The 17,354-nt window shown below is 32.5% G+C and carries 15 protein-coding genes; 9 read left to right on the plus strand and 6 right to left on the minus strand.

The window, feature by feature from the left end:
* The 4 genes from WMO18_RS07095 to WMO18_RS07110 all read left to right on the plus strand — a co-directional run bounded on the left by WMO18_RS07095 (window position 1) and on the right by WMO18_RS07110 (window position 5,368).
* Entirely contained in the window at window positions 1-1,776 is a 1,776-nt protein-coding gene (locus WMO18_RS07095; protein ID WP_211147852.1) for an ABC transporter ATP-binding protein, read from the plus strand.
* Complete coding sequence (locus WMO18_RS07100) at window positions 1,773-3,506, plus strand: ABC transporter ATP-binding protein (RefSeq protein WP_211147851.1); 1,734 nt, start codon at window positions 1,773-1,775, stop codon at window positions 3,504-3,506. Before WMO18_RS07095 ends, WMO18_RS07100 begins: the two co-directional genes overlap by 4 nt.
* Before the next feature lie 142 nt (window positions 3,507-3,648).
* Window positions 3,649-5,004: an MATE family efflux transporter gene (locus WMO18_RS07105; protein WP_211147850.1), complete on the plus strand. Its 1,356-nt coding sequence runs from the start codon at window positions 3,649-3,651 to the stop codon at window positions 5,002-5,004.
* Between the two features lie 154 nt (window positions 5,005-5,158).
* Window positions 5,159-5,368, plus strand: a complete 210-nt coding sequence (locus WMO18_RS07110) for a hypothetical protein (RefSeq protein WP_367286496.1) — start codon at window positions 5,159-5,161, stop codon at window positions 5,366-5,368.
* Window positions 5,369-5,499: 131 nt separating this feature from the next.
* Here WMO18_RS07110 and WMO18_RS07115 read toward each other — a convergent pair whose 3' ends face one another.
* Window positions 5,500-7,635: a heavy metal translocating P-type ATPase gene (locus WMO18_RS07115; RefSeq protein ID WP_211147848.1), complete on the minus strand. Its 2,136-nt coding sequence runs from the start codon at window positions 7,633-7,635 to the stop codon at window positions 5,500-5,502.
* Between the two features lie 16 nt (window positions 7,636-7,651).
* A complete protein-coding gene (locus WMO18_RS07120) occupies window positions 7,652-7,897 on the minus strand; it encodes a hypothetical protein (protein WP_022506095.1) in 246 nt (81 codons plus the stop codon).
* Between the two features lie 206 nt (window positions 7,898-8,103).
* Between WMO18_RS07120 and WMO18_RS07125 the strand changes: the two genes are divergently transcribed.
* A complete protein-coding gene (locus WMO18_RS07125) occupies window positions 8,104-9,036 on the plus strand; it encodes a calcium/sodium antiporter (protein WP_022506096.1) in 933 nt (310 codons plus the stop codon).
* Window positions 9,037-9,104: 68 nt separating this feature from the next.
* Here WMO18_RS07125 and feoB read toward each other — a convergent pair whose 3' ends face one another.
* The 4 genes from feoB to pdxS all read right to left on the minus strand — a co-directional run bounded on the left by feoB (window position 9,105) and on the right by pdxS (window position 12,729).
* Entirely contained in the window at window positions 9,105-10,895 is a 1,791-nt protein-coding gene (feoB, locus tag WMO18_RS07130; RefSeq protein ID WP_211147847.1) for a ferrous iron transporter B, read from the minus strand.
* On the minus strand, window positions 10,888-11,115 hold the full coding sequence (locus WMO18_RS07135; protein ID WP_138157724.1) for a hypothetical protein: 228 nt from the start codon (window positions 11,113-11,115) through the stop codon (window positions 10,888-10,890). The genes feoB and WMO18_RS07135 overlap by 8 nt, the downstream gene beginning before the upstream one ends.
* A gap of 163 nt (window positions 11,116-11,278) precedes the next feature.
* Window positions 11,279-11,851: a pyridoxal 5'-phosphate synthase glutaminase subunit PdxT gene (gene pdxT, locus WMO18_RS07140; protein WP_211147846.1), complete on the minus strand. Its 573-nt coding sequence runs from the start codon at window positions 11,849-11,851 to the stop codon at window positions 11,279-11,281.
* A gap of 2 nt (window positions 11,852-11,853) precedes the next feature.
* Window positions 11,854-12,729, minus strand: coding sequence for a pyridoxal 5'-phosphate synthase lyase subunit PdxS (gene pdxS, locus WMO18_RS07145; RefSeq protein WP_211147845.1), 876 nt, complete (start codon window positions 12,727-12,729; stop codon window positions 11,854-11,856).
* 192 nt (window positions 12,730-12,921) lie between these two features.
* On the opposite strand from pdxS, the gene WMO18_RS07150 reads away from it, so the two are divergent.
* The 4 genes from WMO18_RS07150 to WMO18_RS07165 all read left to right on the plus strand — a co-directional run bounded on the left by WMO18_RS07150 (window position 12,922) and on the right by WMO18_RS07165 (window position 17,196).
* A complete protein-coding gene (locus WMO18_RS07150) occupies window positions 12,922-13,455 on the plus strand; it encodes a methylated-DNA--[protein]-cysteine S-methyltransferase (RefSeq protein WP_211147844.1) in 534 nt (177 codons plus the stop codon).
* Window positions 13,456-13,636: 181 nt separating this feature from the next.
* Entirely contained in the window at window positions 13,637-15,910 is a 2,274-nt protein-coding gene (gene metE / locus WMO18_RS07155; protein WP_211147843.1) for a 5-methyltetrahydropteroyltriglutamate--homocysteine S-methyltransferase, read from the plus strand.
* A complete protein-coding gene (gene metF, locus WMO18_RS07160) occupies window positions 15,910-16,773 on the plus strand; it encodes a methylenetetrahydrofolate reductase [NAD(P)H] (RefSeq protein ID WP_211147842.1) in 864 nt (287 codons plus the stop codon). The genes metE and metF overlap by 1 nt, the downstream gene beginning before the upstream one ends.
* 201 nt (window positions 16,774-16,974) lie before the next feature.
* Window positions 16,975-17,196 carry a hypothetical protein gene (locus WMO18_RS07165; protein WP_211147841.1) on the plus strand — a complete coding sequence of 74 codons (222 nt, stop codon included), beginning with the start codon at window positions 16,975-16,977 and terminating at the stop codon, window positions 17,194-17,196.
* Window positions 17,197-17,354 lie beyond the last annotated feature (158 nt).

A 17,354-nucleotide genomic window follows, 5' to 3' on the forward strand; every position in this document is an offset into this window, starting at 1 on the left:
ATGAAAAAGAAATCAAATCTATCAACCCTAATGAAATATGCAGGGAAATATAAAGTCCTTACATATCTTTCATGGGTACTGTCAGGTATTAGTGCATTAGTAGCATTAGTTCCTTTCATTTACATTTGGAAAATTATCAAAGAAATTCTTGATAATATTTCTGACTTAAAGAATGCAGAGAACCTTGCATACTATGGTTGGATGGCAGTTATTTTTTCTGTACTTGCTATACTGATTTATATCGGTGCATTAATGTGTTCTCATTTTTCAGCTTTTAGAGTACAAGCAAATTTAAGAAAAACTATGACTCACCATATTACTACATTACCACTAGGCAAGATTGAGTCTTTCGGTAGTGGTAAATTAAGAAGTATTATTAATGAGTCTAGTGGTGCAACGGAAACATATCTCGCTCACCAATTACCTGATATGGCAAATTCTTTTGTAACACCTATTGCACTATTATTTATGTTATTCTTCTTTGATTGGAGATTAGGTCTCCTTAGCATTATACCGGTTGTGTTAGCCTTTGTCATTATGGCAACTATGACAGGTAAAAGAATGCAGAAGAAAATGGAAGAATACCAAAACGCCCTTAATGATATGTCAAATGAGGCTGTTGAGTATGTAAGAGGTATTCCTATTGTTAAGACCTTTGGTCAGTCAGTATTTTCATTTAAAAGATTTAAGGGTGCTATTGACAGATATAGTAAATGGGCAATTTCTTATACAAAAGAATTGCGTTTCCCTATGATAATCTACACAATGCTTATTAACGGTGTATTTGCATTTTTAATCGGTGGAACTTTGTTCTTTACAAGAGATACTATCACAACAGAATTTATTCTAAACTTAATTTTCTATATAATCATTACACCTATTATTTCAGTAACATTGACTAAAACAATGCATGCAAGCGAAAATAACCAAATTCTAAATGATGCAATGAATAGAATTAACTCTGTATTAGAGTTAGAACCTCTTTCGTCATCAACTACTCCACAGTCACCTAAGGATGGATCTGTTGAACTTAAGAATGTTTCTTATAGTTATGATGGTGAGAAAAAGGCTCTAAATAATGTTAGCTTAAAAATTAATTCAGGTGAAACAGTAGCATTTGTAGGACTATCAGGTGGTGGTAAATCCACCTTAGCAAATATTATTGCAAGATTTTTTGACCCTAACAGTGGGAAAGTTTTAATCGGCAATATTAATTCAAAGGATATTTCAAAAGAAGAATTGATGAATACTGTTTCTTTCGTATTCCAAAACAGTAGATTAATTAAAGGCACTATTTATGACAATGTAAAACTAGGCAAAGAAAATGCCACAAAAGAACAGGTATTGTCAGCACTACAGAAAGCTCAGTGTATGGATATTATAGATAAGCTACCTAACGGTATTGATACTTTAATAGGTACTAACGGTATTTATCTATCAGGTGGTGAGTGTCAGAGAATAGCTATTGCCAGGGCAATATTAAAGGATAGTCCTATTGTTATTCTTGATGAGGCAACTGCCTTTGCTGATCCTGATAATGAAACAAAAGTACAACAGGCATTTAATACACTTTCTAAGGGTAAAACAGTTATTATGATTGCCCACAGACTTTCAACAGTTATTAATGCTGACAAAATCTTTGTTATTAACAATGGTGAAATTGCAGAAAGTGGTTCAAGTGAAGAATTAATTAATTCTAATGGTTTCTTCAGTAGTATGTGGAAGAACTATCAGACCTCTGTAAATTGGAAAGTTAAGAAGGAGGTAGTAAAATGATTAAGAAAATTCAGAAAAAATATGCACTTTCACATAAAGGTGCAGTAGATTTATTGAAAGGTATCTTGGCTTGTACATTACAGAATATTGTATTTATGCTACCTGTAGGTTTGCTTTATCTTTTAGTTGATGATTTACTAAAGGGTAGTATTAGTCAAAGTCACATTGTATTTTATATAGTAGGTACAGTAGTAGCACTTCTTTTAATTGCTTTATCAACTTATTTACAATACAACTGTACATTCCTTGCAACTTATGTAGAAAGTGGTGTAAGAAGAATTACTTTAGCCGAAAGACTTAGAAAAATTCCACTTTCATTTTTCGGTAAAAAAGATTTAGCAGATTTAACATCAACTATTATGGCTGACTGTACATATCTTGAAACTGCTTTTTCCCACTTTATCCCACCACTATTTGGTGCAATTATTTCTACAACATTAATTGCAATTAGTTTGTTTTTTGTTGATTGGAAACTTGCTATTGCATCATTGTGGGTATTGCCTATTGCTTTCTGTATTGTTTTGTTCTCATCAAAAATTCAGCAAAAGCTAAATAAAAAGTCTATGAAAGCAAAGATTGAATGTGCTGACGGTATTCAAGAATGTATCGAAACTATCCAAGATATTAAGTCTAATAATGCAGAAGAAACTTATCTAAAAGGATTAGATAAGAAAATTGATAATGTTGAGAAACAAGCTATTAAAACTGAATTCGGTACAGCAGTATTTGTAGGTTCAGCACAAATGATTTTGAAACTGGGTATTGCTACAACTGCCTTAGTAGGTGCATATCAGCTTATAAATGGTAGTATATCTGTAATCACAATGTTTATGTTTTTACTTGTAGTATCAAGATTATATGACCCACTACAAGGTTCATTACAGAATTTAGCAGCAATTATTGCATCAAAGACAAATATTGCCAGAATGAACGAAATTCTTGACCATGAAATTCAGCAAGGTACTGAAAAAATGGATAATAAGGGTTATGATATTAATTTTAATAATGTTTCATTCTCTTATAACGGAAAAGAAAAAATCCTTAATAATGTTAATTTTACTGCAAAGCAAGGTGAAATTACTGCATTAGTAGGTCCTTCCGGTGGTGGTAAAACAACAGTATCAAGACTTGCAAGTAGATTTTGGGATACTGATAGTGGTACAATCACAGTAGGTGGTATGGATATTTCAAAGATTGAACCGGAAACATTACTATCACTTTATTCAATAGTTTTCCAAGATGTTACACTATTTAATAATACAATTATGGAGAATATTCGTATCGGTAGAAAAGATGCCACAGATGAAGAAGTGCTAAAGGCAGCTAAACTTGCAAATTGTGATGAATTTGCAAAGAAGTTACCTAATGGTTATAACTCAGAAATAGGTGAAAACGGTTGTGAACTTTCAGGTGGTGAAAGACAGAGAATATCTATTGCCAGAGCGTTTCTAAAGGATGCTCCGATTATTCTACTTGATGAAGCAACTGCATCACTTGATGTTGAAAATGAAACTCTAATTCAAAATGCACTTTCAAAGCTTATTAAAGATAAAACAGTTTTGATTATTGCCCATAGAATGAGAACAGTTGCAGATGCCGACAAGATTGTTGTTTTAGCTAACGGTACAGTTGCAGAAAGTGGCACACCAACAGAACTTGAAAAGCAAAATGGTATTTATAGTCATATGGCTAGTTTGCAAAAGCAAAGTAACAGTTGGACTATTAAGTAATTTGAATTAAATTATTGCAAAATAATATTTAAAGGTGGATGTGTTTTGAAATACGTTCACCTTTTTGCATATTACTACTTGAAATTTTTGCAACTTAGGTTATATAATATTTATGGCGAAAAAAGTAGGGAAGATGATATAAATGGCTATTGCCAAAAGAAAAACAAATTTAATGACACAAGGTAATATAGTTAAGCAAATATTATTCTTTTCAATACCACTTATTTTAGGTAATTTACTTCAACAACTTTACAGTACAGTTGATTCAATTATAGTAGGTAACTTTGTAGGCAGTAATGCCTTAGCAGCAGTAGGCTCCAGTACATCACTGATTTATTTGTTAATAGCCTTTAGCCAAGGTGCAGCAACAGGTGCAGGTGTTGTAGTATCTCAGTATTTAGGCGCTGAGGATAGAAAGAGAACCCATGATGCAGTTCATACAGCAGTAGCAATTTCAATAATTTTAGGTTTAGTCTTAACATTAGGTGGTGTACTCCTTAGTAGGCAAATACTTATTTGGATGAATACCCCTAAAGAAGTTTTAGGTGACTCAGTTACATATTTAAGGATATATTCAGGTGGTTTATTATTTAATGTTGTATATAATATGGCATCAGGTATTCTTAATGCAGCAGGTAATTCTAAAAGGTCACTTTATTATTTAGGCTATGCCTCAGTTACAAATATCATCCTTGATATTGTGTTTATCAATATTCTGGGAATGGGTGTTGAGGGTGCTGCTATTGCTACAGATATTAGCCAAGTAGTTTCTTGTATATTAGCAATAGGTTATTTGGTAAAAGTAAATGAACCTTATAAAATTAAGTTAAAAGATATAAAGCTTAATAAATCTACTGCCGACAGAATAATCAAAATAGGTTTACCTACCGGTATTCAAAATATGACAATTTCACTTTCCAATGTACTTGTACAGTCAAGTGTAAATCAGTTTGGTGCATCAGCTATGGCTGGTTTTGGTGCATATATGAAGATAGATGGTTTCAATATTTTACCGGTATTAAGCTTCAGTATGGCTATTACCACATTTGTAGGTCAAAACTATGGTGCTAATAAAATTGACAGAGTAAAAAAGGGTATGTGGATTACACTAGCAATGGGTGCAGTTTATACTATCATAACAGGTATTTTACTTCTAACTTTCTCAACACCATTAATGCGACTTTTCACAAATGACCCTAATGTAATAGAATACGGTAAACTGGCAATGGATTACTTCTGTCCATTCTATATTTTAATCAGTTGTTTGCAATGTCTAGCCGGTACAGTTAGAGGTACAGGCAAGAGTATTCCACCAATGGTTGTACTACTTACTTCAATGTGCCTATTTAGAATAGTATGGTTACAAGTGGCATTACCATTCTTTAGTACAATAGACGGTATCTATGTTTTGTATCCGGTATCTTGGATAGTAGGTCTAGTATTAATGGTTATCTATGTGTGGAAAGGTAAATGGCTAGTCCCTCATACGGTAAGTTGATATTCCAGAGATGATTATATGACTTAAAAATCATTAAAGATACTATGAAGAAACAGGTTTTTCAGCTGAAATGATTGAATCATCAGAGCAAAGGTCTACAAACAGTTTTTTGTTTAATTTGGCAATAGAGGTACTGTTGTTTACAATTTTCGGTATGTTACTTATTACATATATGGTAATAGGTTTCTATATTATTTTTGGTATCGGTTGTGGTATAGCTTTTGGTAATACTATGACTATCGTTAACTTGCGATTTCCTGTTCAGCAAAAGGCATATGGTAATATTTCTTTTAATACATTAATGCAGTTTGCAGTAGCAGTTGGTACAAGCGTATGTGCTGCTTTAGTTTTATTATCTTATTAATACTTGCAGTTGCATGCCTTGCACTTCAAGTTATCGGATTTAAAACACATAAAGAGAATTAAATACATACATAATTATATAAAAGAAACAGACACCAACTTTTTACAGTTGATGTCTGTTTTTATGTATCATCATTCTTCTGTTGATGATGTTTCTTCAATTTTCTTAACTTCTTTATCTTTATTTTTCTTATCGGATAAAGGAGTCATAGACTTTGCACAAATCATCATTGTTGATGCATTGTGAAGTAAAGCTGAAATGGAAGGAGTAATAACACCCATAAAACCAAGTAAAAGTAGGGAAGAATTAAACCCTAAAATAAATCTGTAGTTTTTATGAATTCTCTCCATCAATTCTTTACTTAAAATTCTAACTCTAGCCAGCTGATTTAGTGAAGAATCTTTAATAGTAATATCAGCAGTTTCTCTTGCAATATCTGATGCATCATTCATTGCAACAGATACATTAGCAGCAGCCAAAGCCGGGGTATCATTAATACCGTCACCAACCATAATTACACAGTGACCTTTATCTTTCAAATCTTCTATGTACTTATGTTTGTCCTCAGGTAGTACTTGATACTTGTATTCTGTAATGCCAAGTTGTTCAGCAGTCATTTTTGCTGCCTTATAACTGTCACCTGTTAGCATAACAATGTTATCAATACCTAGTGACTTTAGTTCAGTAATAGCATCCTTAGCATCAGCCCTTGGAGGATCGCTAATACAAAGAACACCGACTAATTCATCACCAATAGCTAGGTAAAGTACAGAACAAGCACCGGACTTTTCATTGATAAGTTCATCTTGTTCATCAGTAACAGTTATGTGTTCATCTTCAACAACAAAGTGCTTACTACCGATAATAGCTTTCTTGCCATGTAGTGTAGTAGAAATACCATGTGCTACAACATAGTTAACTTCAGTATGTTCCTCTAAATGAGCAATACCTCTTTCATTAGCAGCATTTACAACTGCATTTGCTACACTGTGAGGGAAATGTTCCTCAAGACAAGCAGCAATTTTTAGTATTTCTTCTTCACTGTATTTGCCAAATGAAACTATCTTTTCAAGTGTAGGTTCAGCATTAGTTAGTGTACCTGTCTTGTCAAATACAATAGTATCAGCATTTGAGAATGCTTCAAGGTATTTACAACCCTTAATAGTAATATCGTGTACTGCAGCCTCTCTAATAGCAGAAATTACTGCAATAGGGGTTGATAGCTTAATAGCACAAGAATAGTCAACCATCAAAAGTGAAAGAGCCTTGTTTACATTTCTTGTGAAAATCAATGTTAAGAAGAATCCTAAGAAACTGAATGGTACAATTCTGTCAGCTAAGTTTTCTGCGTTACTCTGTACACTAGCCTTTAGATTTTCTGAATTATCAATTAGTTCAATAATCTTGCTAATCTTTGTGTTAGAAGAAAGTTCTCTAACTTTTACAACAACAGAACCTTCTTCAATTACTGTACCTGCATAAACAGAAGTATCAGCAACTTTCATTACCGGTAGAGATTCACCTGTAATAGATGCTTCGTTAACAGTAGCTTCACCATCAGTAACAATACCGTCAATAGGAATAACATTACCTGTATGAATACGGATTTTATCCCCAACTTGTAGTTCTGTAATAGGTATCTCAACATCTTCACCGGAAGTTACCAGCCATACCTTATCAGTCTTAATAACTAGACTGTCAGTTAATACAGCTTTTGTTCTTTCTCTGGTATATTTTTCCAGTAAGCTGGAAATTGATAGTAAGAACATAACTGTACTTGCAGTTTTAAAGTTCTTTCTGACAAAACAAGCGACAATAGATGCACTGTCCAGTACATCAACATTTAGCTTACATTCACTAAGTGCTTTTAAGCCATTTTTAATGTACTTAACACTGTTGTAAATTGTAAGTGCTGTGGCAATAGGGTTAGGTATAAATGCTTTGAAAAATACTCTCTTTAAAGCAATTTTAAGTAAACTGTCTTTAAATTCTTTATCAATTTCTTTTATGCCATATTCTCTTTTTTCTGTCATAGGAGCAAGAGTGTTTATATTAAGGTTCTTAACTAATTCAACAACCTTATCTCTGAAACCGGTCTTGTACATAACAAGAATACCACCGTTAATGCTTGTAACATAAACTTCTTTTACAAAACTATTTGTAGAAATATAAAAGCGAATACTCTCCTCATATTCTTTAGGTATAGCATAGTTGCCACATCTAAAACGAATACGACAAGGTTTATCATATACAATTTTGAATTTCATTAATATTCACTTCTTATTATTCAGCTACTGCTTCTTCTGTAATACCTGCTTCAGTTTTAGCATCATAACAAATGTCAGAAGCTTCATCCTTAATGTTCTGGAATGTAGCCTTTGCATCATTCTGTAGCTTCATACCTTTTGCAAGACCTGTAACTGCTAGGTTTCTTGTCTTTTCAGACTTAAGTACTTTCTTACCTACAACTATTGCTGCTGCACCTGCAACTGCACACCATAATTTTTCATTCTTTAGAATGTCTAACATTTTAAAAACTCCTTTTGTGATTATTTTTGCAGTTAGTAAGCTATAACTAACTGCTTGTTTTTATTTTATTACAACACCCAAAAATAGTCAAGATTTTACAATCATTTTTATAAATTTTATGTTACTATTTTGATTGTTTTTATATGTAGATTATGTTATTATATTTCTTGATTAAGTAATGATTTAGAACGAAAAGAGGAACAGTTATGATGATATTACAAGTGCTTTTATTGCTGGTTGGTTTCCTGTTACTTGTAAAGGGTGCTGATTGGTTTGTTGAGGGTGCTGCAAGTATTGCAAAGAAAATGGGAATACCTCAGTTAATAGTTGGGCTTACCATTGTAGCAATGGGTACAAGTATGCCTGAGGCAGCAGTTAGTATTACTGCTGCAATAAACGGTAATGCCGGAATTACAGTAGGTAATGTTGTAGGTAGTAACATTATGAATATTTTGATTATTCTAGGTATTACCTCAGTTATAACAAGTGTTGCTATCCAAAAATCAACTTTATATTATGAAATCCCCTTTATGATAGGTATTACTGTTGTAATGATGATATTCGGTTATACAGATTCAAAGATTACTTTCTTTGAAAGTGTAATTCTGTGTATTCTATTTGTTGCTTTTCTTGGCTATCTATTTTATATGGCTAAAAAGGGTTCACCTACCGAAGAAGAAACTGCAAAAGATTTTCCGGTTTGGAAATGCCTATTGCTTATGGTTATAGGTGGCATTATGGTAGTAAAGGGCAGTGACTTTGCAGTAGATGGTGCATCTTACATAGCAAAGTTCTTTGGTATGAGTGATAGATTTATCGGCTTAACTATTGTTGCATTTGGTACTTCACTACCTGAACTTGTAACTTCAATTACAGCAGCAAAGAAAGGTAATGTTGGTATAGCTATCGGTAATATAGTAGGCAGTAATATCTTTAATATATTATTTGTAATCGGTATTACAGGTCTTATCTGTGATGTGCCATTTGAAAGCAAGTTCTTAATTGATACTTGTGTAGCTATCGGTGCAGGTATAATTCTTTGGTTAGGTACAATTAAACATAAAGAATTAAGACGACCTTGTGGTATATTAATGTTACTTTGTTATGCCGGATATTTTGCATATTTATGTGTTAAGTAGCTTTTTAAAATTTAATATGAATTAAAAAGGTATCTCACAAACTTTAGTAAGTAAGTGAGATACCTTTTTTACATAACTATATTTATAAGAAAACAAAATATTAATCCTGTTATAGTCGGTAATAAAATAGAAATCAAAGTCCATAATTTACTTTTTGTTTCCTTATAAATAGTAAGGCAAGTTGTTGAACATGGAAAGTGCATTAATACAATAATTATCATACAAATTGCATTTTTAATAGTCCAACCGTTACTGACTAATAGGTTACTTAATGCTCCTAAGTCACTACATTCAACAAGTGTACTACTGCCACAATAAGCCATTAACATAATAGGAATTACAATTTCATTAGCCGGAAAGCCCAGTAACAATGCAATAAGTATTTCACCGTCAAGTCCAAATACTTTTCCAATCGGATTAAGAAAATTTACAATATAACTTAGTATAGTATAGTCATTGATTTTAATATTACCACATAACCAAATTATAGCACCGGCAGGTAAAGCCACAACTAATGCCCTAAGCAACACGAAAACGGCTCTATTCTTAATTGACTCATAAATAGTAGCAAAGATTTTAGGTTTCTTGTATTTAGGCATTTCCATTACAAAATCTTTGTTTCCGTTTTTCAGTATAGTTTTGCTAAGTAAAAATGAAATACCCATAGAAACAATAATACTTAATATAATAAATCCCGTAAGTATTAATGCAGATACAAGTGACCGTAATTTACTGCTAAAGTAAGAAGTCATAAATATAGTGATAATGGAAATAAGTGTAGGAAACCTACCGTTACAAGGTACAAAGTTATTTGTAACAATAGCATTTAGCCTTTGCTCTCTGTTGTTAATTATCCTACAACCGGTAACACCACAAGCATTACAACCAAAACCCATACACATAGTTAATGCTTGTTTTCCACTGCAATTAGCTTTACAAAACACTCTGTCTAAATTAAATGCAACTCTAGGTAAATATCCAAAATTCTCAAGTAAAGAAAATATAGGGAAGAAGATAGCCATAGGTGGCAACATAACTGCAACTACCCATGTTACTGTCCTATACACACCATCACATATTAAAGAAATTATATAACTAGGCAAAGAAATATAGTTTAAAAATTCATATAGATATTCTCCACCTTTAGCAAATATATAACTCAAAAAATCACTGGGATAGTTAGCACCAATAATAGTAATGTACAGTACCATTGCAAGTAACAAAAACATTATAGGAATACCTGTGACTTTTGAAGTGAAAATTTTATCTAACTTTCTTTGCCTGTCATTGCACCTGTCATCAACAACTTCTTTAATAATATTTTCCTTATCAAGTTTTCTATGTTTTATAGGTGTAGGAAAATGATTGTTTATATTAATATTTATTATATTATTAAGTATATCAAGTGAACTTCTGTCAGTAGCCTCTGTAGTAACAATTGGAATTTTCAGTATTTCTTTTAGCTTATCTATGTTAATTTTAGTGCCGGACTTTGTAGCACTTTTATATTGATTGATACATATAATTACATTACTTGTTATGTTAGAAACTTCCTCAATAAGTGTAAGGCTTTTGTATATGTTATTACCATCAACGACCACTATTACAAGTGCATCTTTGTGTTGTAACAAAAATTTTTTACTGCAAATTTCTTCAGCATTAGCAGCACATAAAGTGTATATACCCGGTAAATCAACAATACAAATATCCTTGTTGCATTTTAACTTGCCTTCTGCACATTCAACAGTTTTACCTGTCCAATTACCTGTGTGTTGATTGTCCCCTGTAAGCCTGTTGAATATAGAACTTTTACCCACATTAGGGTTACCGATTAATATTACTAAATTATTATCACACATTTCTCACCTTTATGTTTTCAGCAGTTTCATTTCTAATAGCAAAGATACCGTAATAAGTTTTGTAAGCAGAAATGTTTTTGCCCATACTTCTGTATAAAGGTACAATAGGTGCATTTTCAAATATTCCGTAATTCTCATATACCTTGTTGTTATTTTTTATCTTATGAACAATATAGTCTTTGTTTAATTCAGCTTTACATAAATCTATTACTTGTGACATACAATCACCTTAAAATTTTTAGTCACTATAAATTATGTAATGATTTTATTATTGTGAGTGTATATGGATAAATAGGTAATAAAAAATGGATGCTTTCTGAATAAAACAGAAAACATCCATCGGTTATGTAATATATAATATGAAATTCTCTAAAAAGGGAAAATCACATATTTTCTTTTATAATATCTACAAAATATTTATGTACTGTTAAGTCATCATTTAGTTCAGGATGAAAAGCAGTTACAAGCTGATTGCCCTCTCTTGCACCAACAATTTTACCGTCAACTGTAGCAAGTACCTTAACATTATCACCCACACTTGAAATATAAGGTGCTCTGATAAATGTCATAGGAATTTCATCTTTATCGTCAAATGAACTTTTAGTATAGAAACTGCCTAACTGTCTGCCATAAGCATTTCTCATAGCAGTAATATCCATAGTAGCTAAGTGAGTCTTATTGTCATTATCAATACTTTTAGCAAGAAGTAGCAGTCCGGCACAAGTACCGAATACAGGCAAACCATTTTCAATCTTTTCTTTTAATGTATCATAAATATCAAGTTCATGAAGTAATTTACCTTGTACTGTGCTTTCACCACCGGGAATAATCAAACCGTCAAAGTGCTTATCTAGGTCAGACTTTTTTCTAATTTCAAAAGTTTCAATACCTAGTTTATCTAGCATTTGGATATGTTCAATTACTGCACCTTGCAAAGATAAAACAGCAATAATCATTATTATTTTCCTCTTTCAGCCATTAGAATTTCAATTTCCTGTTCGTTGATACCAACCATAGCTTCACCAAGGTCTTCTGAAAGTTCAGCAAGCATCTTAGCATCATTGTAGTTAGTAACAGCCTTAACAATAGCGTTAGCTCTCTTCTTAGGGTTGCCTGACTTAAAGATACCTGAACCTACGAATACACCTTCAGCACCTAACTGCATCATTAGAGCAGCATCAGCAGGAGTTGCAACACCACCGGCAGCAAAGTTAACAACAGGTAGCTTACCGTTTTCGTGTACATACTGAACAAGGTTGTAAGGAACTTGTAACTGCTTAGCAGCCTCATATAGTTCATCTGTGCTCATAGAAACAAGTCTTCTGATTTCAGACTGCATCATTCTCATATGCTTAACTGCCTGAACAACATCACCTGTACCCGGTTCACCCTTAGTTCTAATCATTGATGCACCTTCATTAATTCTTCTTAGTGCCTCACCAAGGTCTTTAGCACCACATACGAATGGTACTTTAAAGTTTGTCTTGTCAATGTGATAAACATCATCAGCAGGAGATAGAACTTCACTTTCATCAATGTAGTCAATTTCAATAGCCTCAAGAATCTGTGCTTCTGCAAAGTGACCGATTCTGCACTTAGCCATAACAGGGATAGAAACAGCTTCCTGAATACCCTTAATCATCTTAGGGTCGCTCATTCTAGAAACACCACCGGCTGCTCTAATATCGGCAGGGATTCTTTCAAGAGCCATAACTGCACAAGCACCGGCTTCTTCAGCAATCTTAGCCTGTTCAGGTGTAGTAACATCCATAATTACTCCACCCTTTAACATTTGTGCTAAATTCTTATTTAATTCAAATCTTTCGTTACTCATAACAAATTTTCCTTTCATTTCAAAACTGTTGCCACAATTATATAAATTATATGGTTATATTAAAACTACCAATTTGATATTAATTAATAATACCAGATTAATGTGGCTTGAAATAAATAAATAATTTACTTTAAATAGTTGATTATAATGATATAATTGTAATTACAAAACTTATAGGGAGGCAATAGGAGAATGATTTATACATATTATTACAATTCACCACTTGGCAGAATTACAATGGCTAGTGACGGTGATTATCTCATTGGCTTATGGTTTGATGGACAAAAATACTATGCCGATTCAATAAAAGGAGAGCATATAGAAAAGTCACTTTCTATTTTTACAGAAGTGACACAGTGGCTTGATATTTATTTTAGTGGCAAAGAACCTGATTTTATACCACCGTTATTGATGAAAACAACACCATTCCGTAAAGCAGTATGGGAAGCTATGCTCACCATTCCATATGGCAAAACTATGACCTATGGTGAAATTGCAAATATAATAGCTAAAGAAAAAGGCACTAATAGAATGTCTGCTCAAGCAGTAGGTGGTGCAGTCAGTCATAATTCTATTTCAATTATTATTCCTTGTCATAGAGTTGTTGGCACAAATGGTAGCTTAACAGGTTATGCCGGTGGAATAGATAAAAAGATTCAACTACTAAAATTAGAAAAAACAGATATGAAAAATCTTTTTATCCCAAAGAAAGGCACGGCGCTATGATAAAAAATTACATAATAACAAACTCGATTTTATAACTGATGTTCAAAATCATTATTGCTATAGTTTAAAACTATAGCAAACTTATAATTATATATATTATACAAATCAAAGTGATTGTTATATAATTAACACCAAGCGATATAAATATCGGTAAAATATAAATTCTGAATTGGAGAATATTATGAAAACATCAGTTATTGGATACCCTAGAATCGGTACATTAAGAGAACTTAAGTTTGCTTCCGAAAAGTATTTCAGAAAAGAAATCACTTCAGTTGAACTTTTGGATACTGCAAAGTCTTTGCGTGAAATTCATTGGAATACTCAGAAGAGTTCCGGTATTGACTTTATTTCAAGCAATGATTTTTCTTTTTATGATATGACTTTAGATACAGCAGTATTATTTAATATCATCCCTAACAGATATAGGGAACTTAACCTTTCTAACCTTGATACTTACTTTGCTATGGCTCGTGGTTTTCAGGATAATTCAGGTGATGTTAAAGCACTTGCAATGAAAAAGTGGTTCAACACTAACTATCACTACATTGTTCCTGAAGTTGAGGATGATACAGAAATCAAGCTAGTTGGCAACAAACTATTTGATGAATACAATGAAGCAAAGTCTTTAGGTATCGAAACAAAACCGGTTGTTATCGGTCCATATACTTTACTAAAGTTATGTAGATTTACAGGCAACAAAACTTGTGCTGATTTTGTAGATGCAGTTATCAATGCTTATAAGGACTTAGTTACTAAGTGTGAAGAAAACGGTGTTAAGTGGTTACAGGTTGATGAACCGTCACTTGTAAAGGATATGACAAGTGATGACCTAGCATTATTTAACAAGATTTATGATGAAATCCTTTCAACTAAGCAGAATTGCAAAGTCCTTCTACAAACATACTTCGGTGATGTAAGAGATGTATATGCTGATTTAATTAACAAGCCATTTGATGGTATTGGTCTTGACTTTATTGAGGGTAAAGAAACATATAACCTAGTTAATAAGTTTGGTTTCCCAAGTGATAAGGTTTTATTTGCAGGTCTTGTAAATGGTAAAAATATCTGGAAGAACCATTATGAAAAGACACTTGAAACTCTTAATGATTTGAAGAATAAGGGTATTAACACAGTGCTTTCAACATCTTGTTCATTACTTCATGTTCCTTATACTCTAAAGCATGAAACAAAGCTAGATGCTAAGTACCTTTCTCATTTCTCTTTTGCAGAAGAAAAGCTAGTTGAACTATCAGAGTTAAAATTATTAGCTGACTTAAGTGATTATGCAAATGAAGAAACATACAAGAATAATAAGAAGTTATTTACAGAACAGAGAGATTGCTTTAATCAGGCTGTACATGACAGACTATCCAGTGTTACAGATAAGGACTATACAAGACTACCTGCAAGAGCAGAAAGACAGAAACTTCAAAAGATTGAACTTAACCTACCGTTATTCCCAACAACAACTATCGGTTCATTTCCACAGACTAAGGAAGTAAAGGTTAACCGTTCAGCATTTAAAAAAGGTGAAATCTCTAAGGAAGAATATGTAGATTTCAACAAAAAGAAAATTGCAGAATGTGTTAAATTTCAGGAAGAAATCGGTCTTGATGTACTTGTTCATGGCGAGTATGAAAGAAATGATATGGTAGAGTACTTTGGTGAAGCACTTGGAGGTTTCCTATTTACAGAAAAAGCATGGGTACAGTCATACGGTACAAGATGTGTTAAGCCTCCAATTATCTGGGGTGATGTATATCGAGAAAAGCCAATTACAGTTGATTGGTCAGTATATGCTCAGTCATTAACAAATAAGATTATGAAAGGTATGCTTACAGGCCCTGTAACTATCCTAAATTGGTCATTCCCAAGAGAAGATATTTCTATTAAAGACTCTATCTCACAGATTGCACTTGCTATTCGTGATGAAGTTCTTGACCTTGAAAAGAAAGGAATTAAAATTATCCAAATTGATGAGGCAGCTTTAAGAGAAAAGCTACCACTTCGTAAGTCTGATTGGCAGAAAGAATATTTGGATTTTGCAATTCCTGCATTTAGACTAACTCATAGTGGAGTTAAAGCAGATACTCAGATTCACACACATATGTGTTACAGTGAATTTACAGATATTATCCCTGCTATTGATGATATGGATGCTGATGTTATTACATTTGAGGCATCTCGTTCAGATTTGCAGATTTTAACTTCATTAAAGGAACATAACTTTGAAACAGAAGTAGGTCCGGGTGTATATGACATTCATTCACCTAGAGTTCCATCAGTTGAAGAAATTGTTAATGCACTTCACCTAATGCTAAATAAGATTGACAAAGAAAATCTATGGGTTAATCCAGACTGTGGTCTAAAAACAAGAGGTATCCCTGAAACAGAAAAGAGCCTAAAGAATATGGTTGAGGCTGCAAAGATTATTAGAAAAGAAGTAAAGTAATGAAAGTTTCTGAACTATATAAAGACAAAAAGAAAACTCTTTCTTTTGAAATTGTCCCACCTGAAAAGAACAGTGAATTAAGCAGTATTGATGAAACACTTGATATTTTGTGTGAACTTAATCCTGATTTTATCAGTGTAACCTTTGGTACAGGTGGTAGCGAAAACTGTAATAGTACCATAGAAGTTGCAAGAAAAATCAAAGAAAAGTATAACATTGAACCTGTTGTTCATTTAACTTGCTTAAATTGCAGTAAAGCTGAAATTGACTTAATTGCAAAACAACTTCAACAGTCAGGTGTACAGAATATTCTTGCTTTAAGAGGAGATAAAATTCCTAATATTCAAGCTAAGAATGACTTTAAATATGCATCGGATTTAATTAAATATATGAAGTCAAAATATAATTTTTGCTTTTTAGGTGCTTGTTATCCTGAATGCCACCCAGAGTCAGAGAACTCAGTAGATGATATTAAGCATCTTAAAGAAAAGGTCAATTCGGGTGCAGAAGTATTACTTTCACAGTTATTTTTTGATAACAATTATTTCTATGATTTTCAGGAAAAGTGCAAAGTAGCTGATATTGATGCACCGATTATAGCCGGTATTATGCCTGCTATCAGTAAATCTCAACTTGAGAAAATGGTATCTTTATGTGGAGTTACAATCCCACCACAACTTGAAAGAATAGTTAATAAATTTGGCAGTAACAAAGATGCCATTTTTGATGCAGGTATGTCCTATGGTATAAGCCAAATCATTGATTTACTTACAAGTGATGTAGATGGTGTTCATATCTATACAATGAATAATCCAATGGTAGCAAAACGAATTTCTTCAGAAATTCATAATTTTATTAAGTAATTACTACCTACTAAATTTGTTTTACCCAATATTCTATATACCCTAAAAGTCGGTTAACATAAATTTTATGTTAGCCGACTTTCTTTTAATATTATTAATAGTATTGTAGTTTACACTCAAATATACTATAATTTGAGTATATTCTAATAGCAAGGTGAAAGGATGAATAACTAAGTTCAGTTACAAAAAATACCATTCCCATTGAACAAACTAATAGAAAAAGAGGGAATACTAAACTACGTTAATGATTACTATGTATCAGTAAATGGCAATTTTAATATGCTTTATGCAGTTGATGATTTTTATATTGCTGAGAATTTAACATACCAACCATGGCTTGCAGTAATGGGTACGATTCCCAATTATTTAACTGAAGAAAAGTTAAAGGATTTGTTATTGCCATATATTGTAGATGTATATTAAGTATAATAGTTGGTGTTAATTAGATTTATAGTATATATAAGATAAAGTGAAATCATCTGTTAATTAACAGATGATTTTTTAATTGTATAACGAAAACCCCCGATTGTATCGGGGGTTCAAAAAAGCTTTAGCGATGAGTATAAAAAACAAACTCCTTC

It is taken from the genome of Ruminococcoides intestinihominis (assembly GCF_040096285.1).
In the GTDB taxonomy this organism is placed as follows: Bacteria; Bacillota; Clostridia; order Oscillospirales; family Acutalibacteraceae; genus Ruminococcoides; species Ruminococcoides intestinihominis.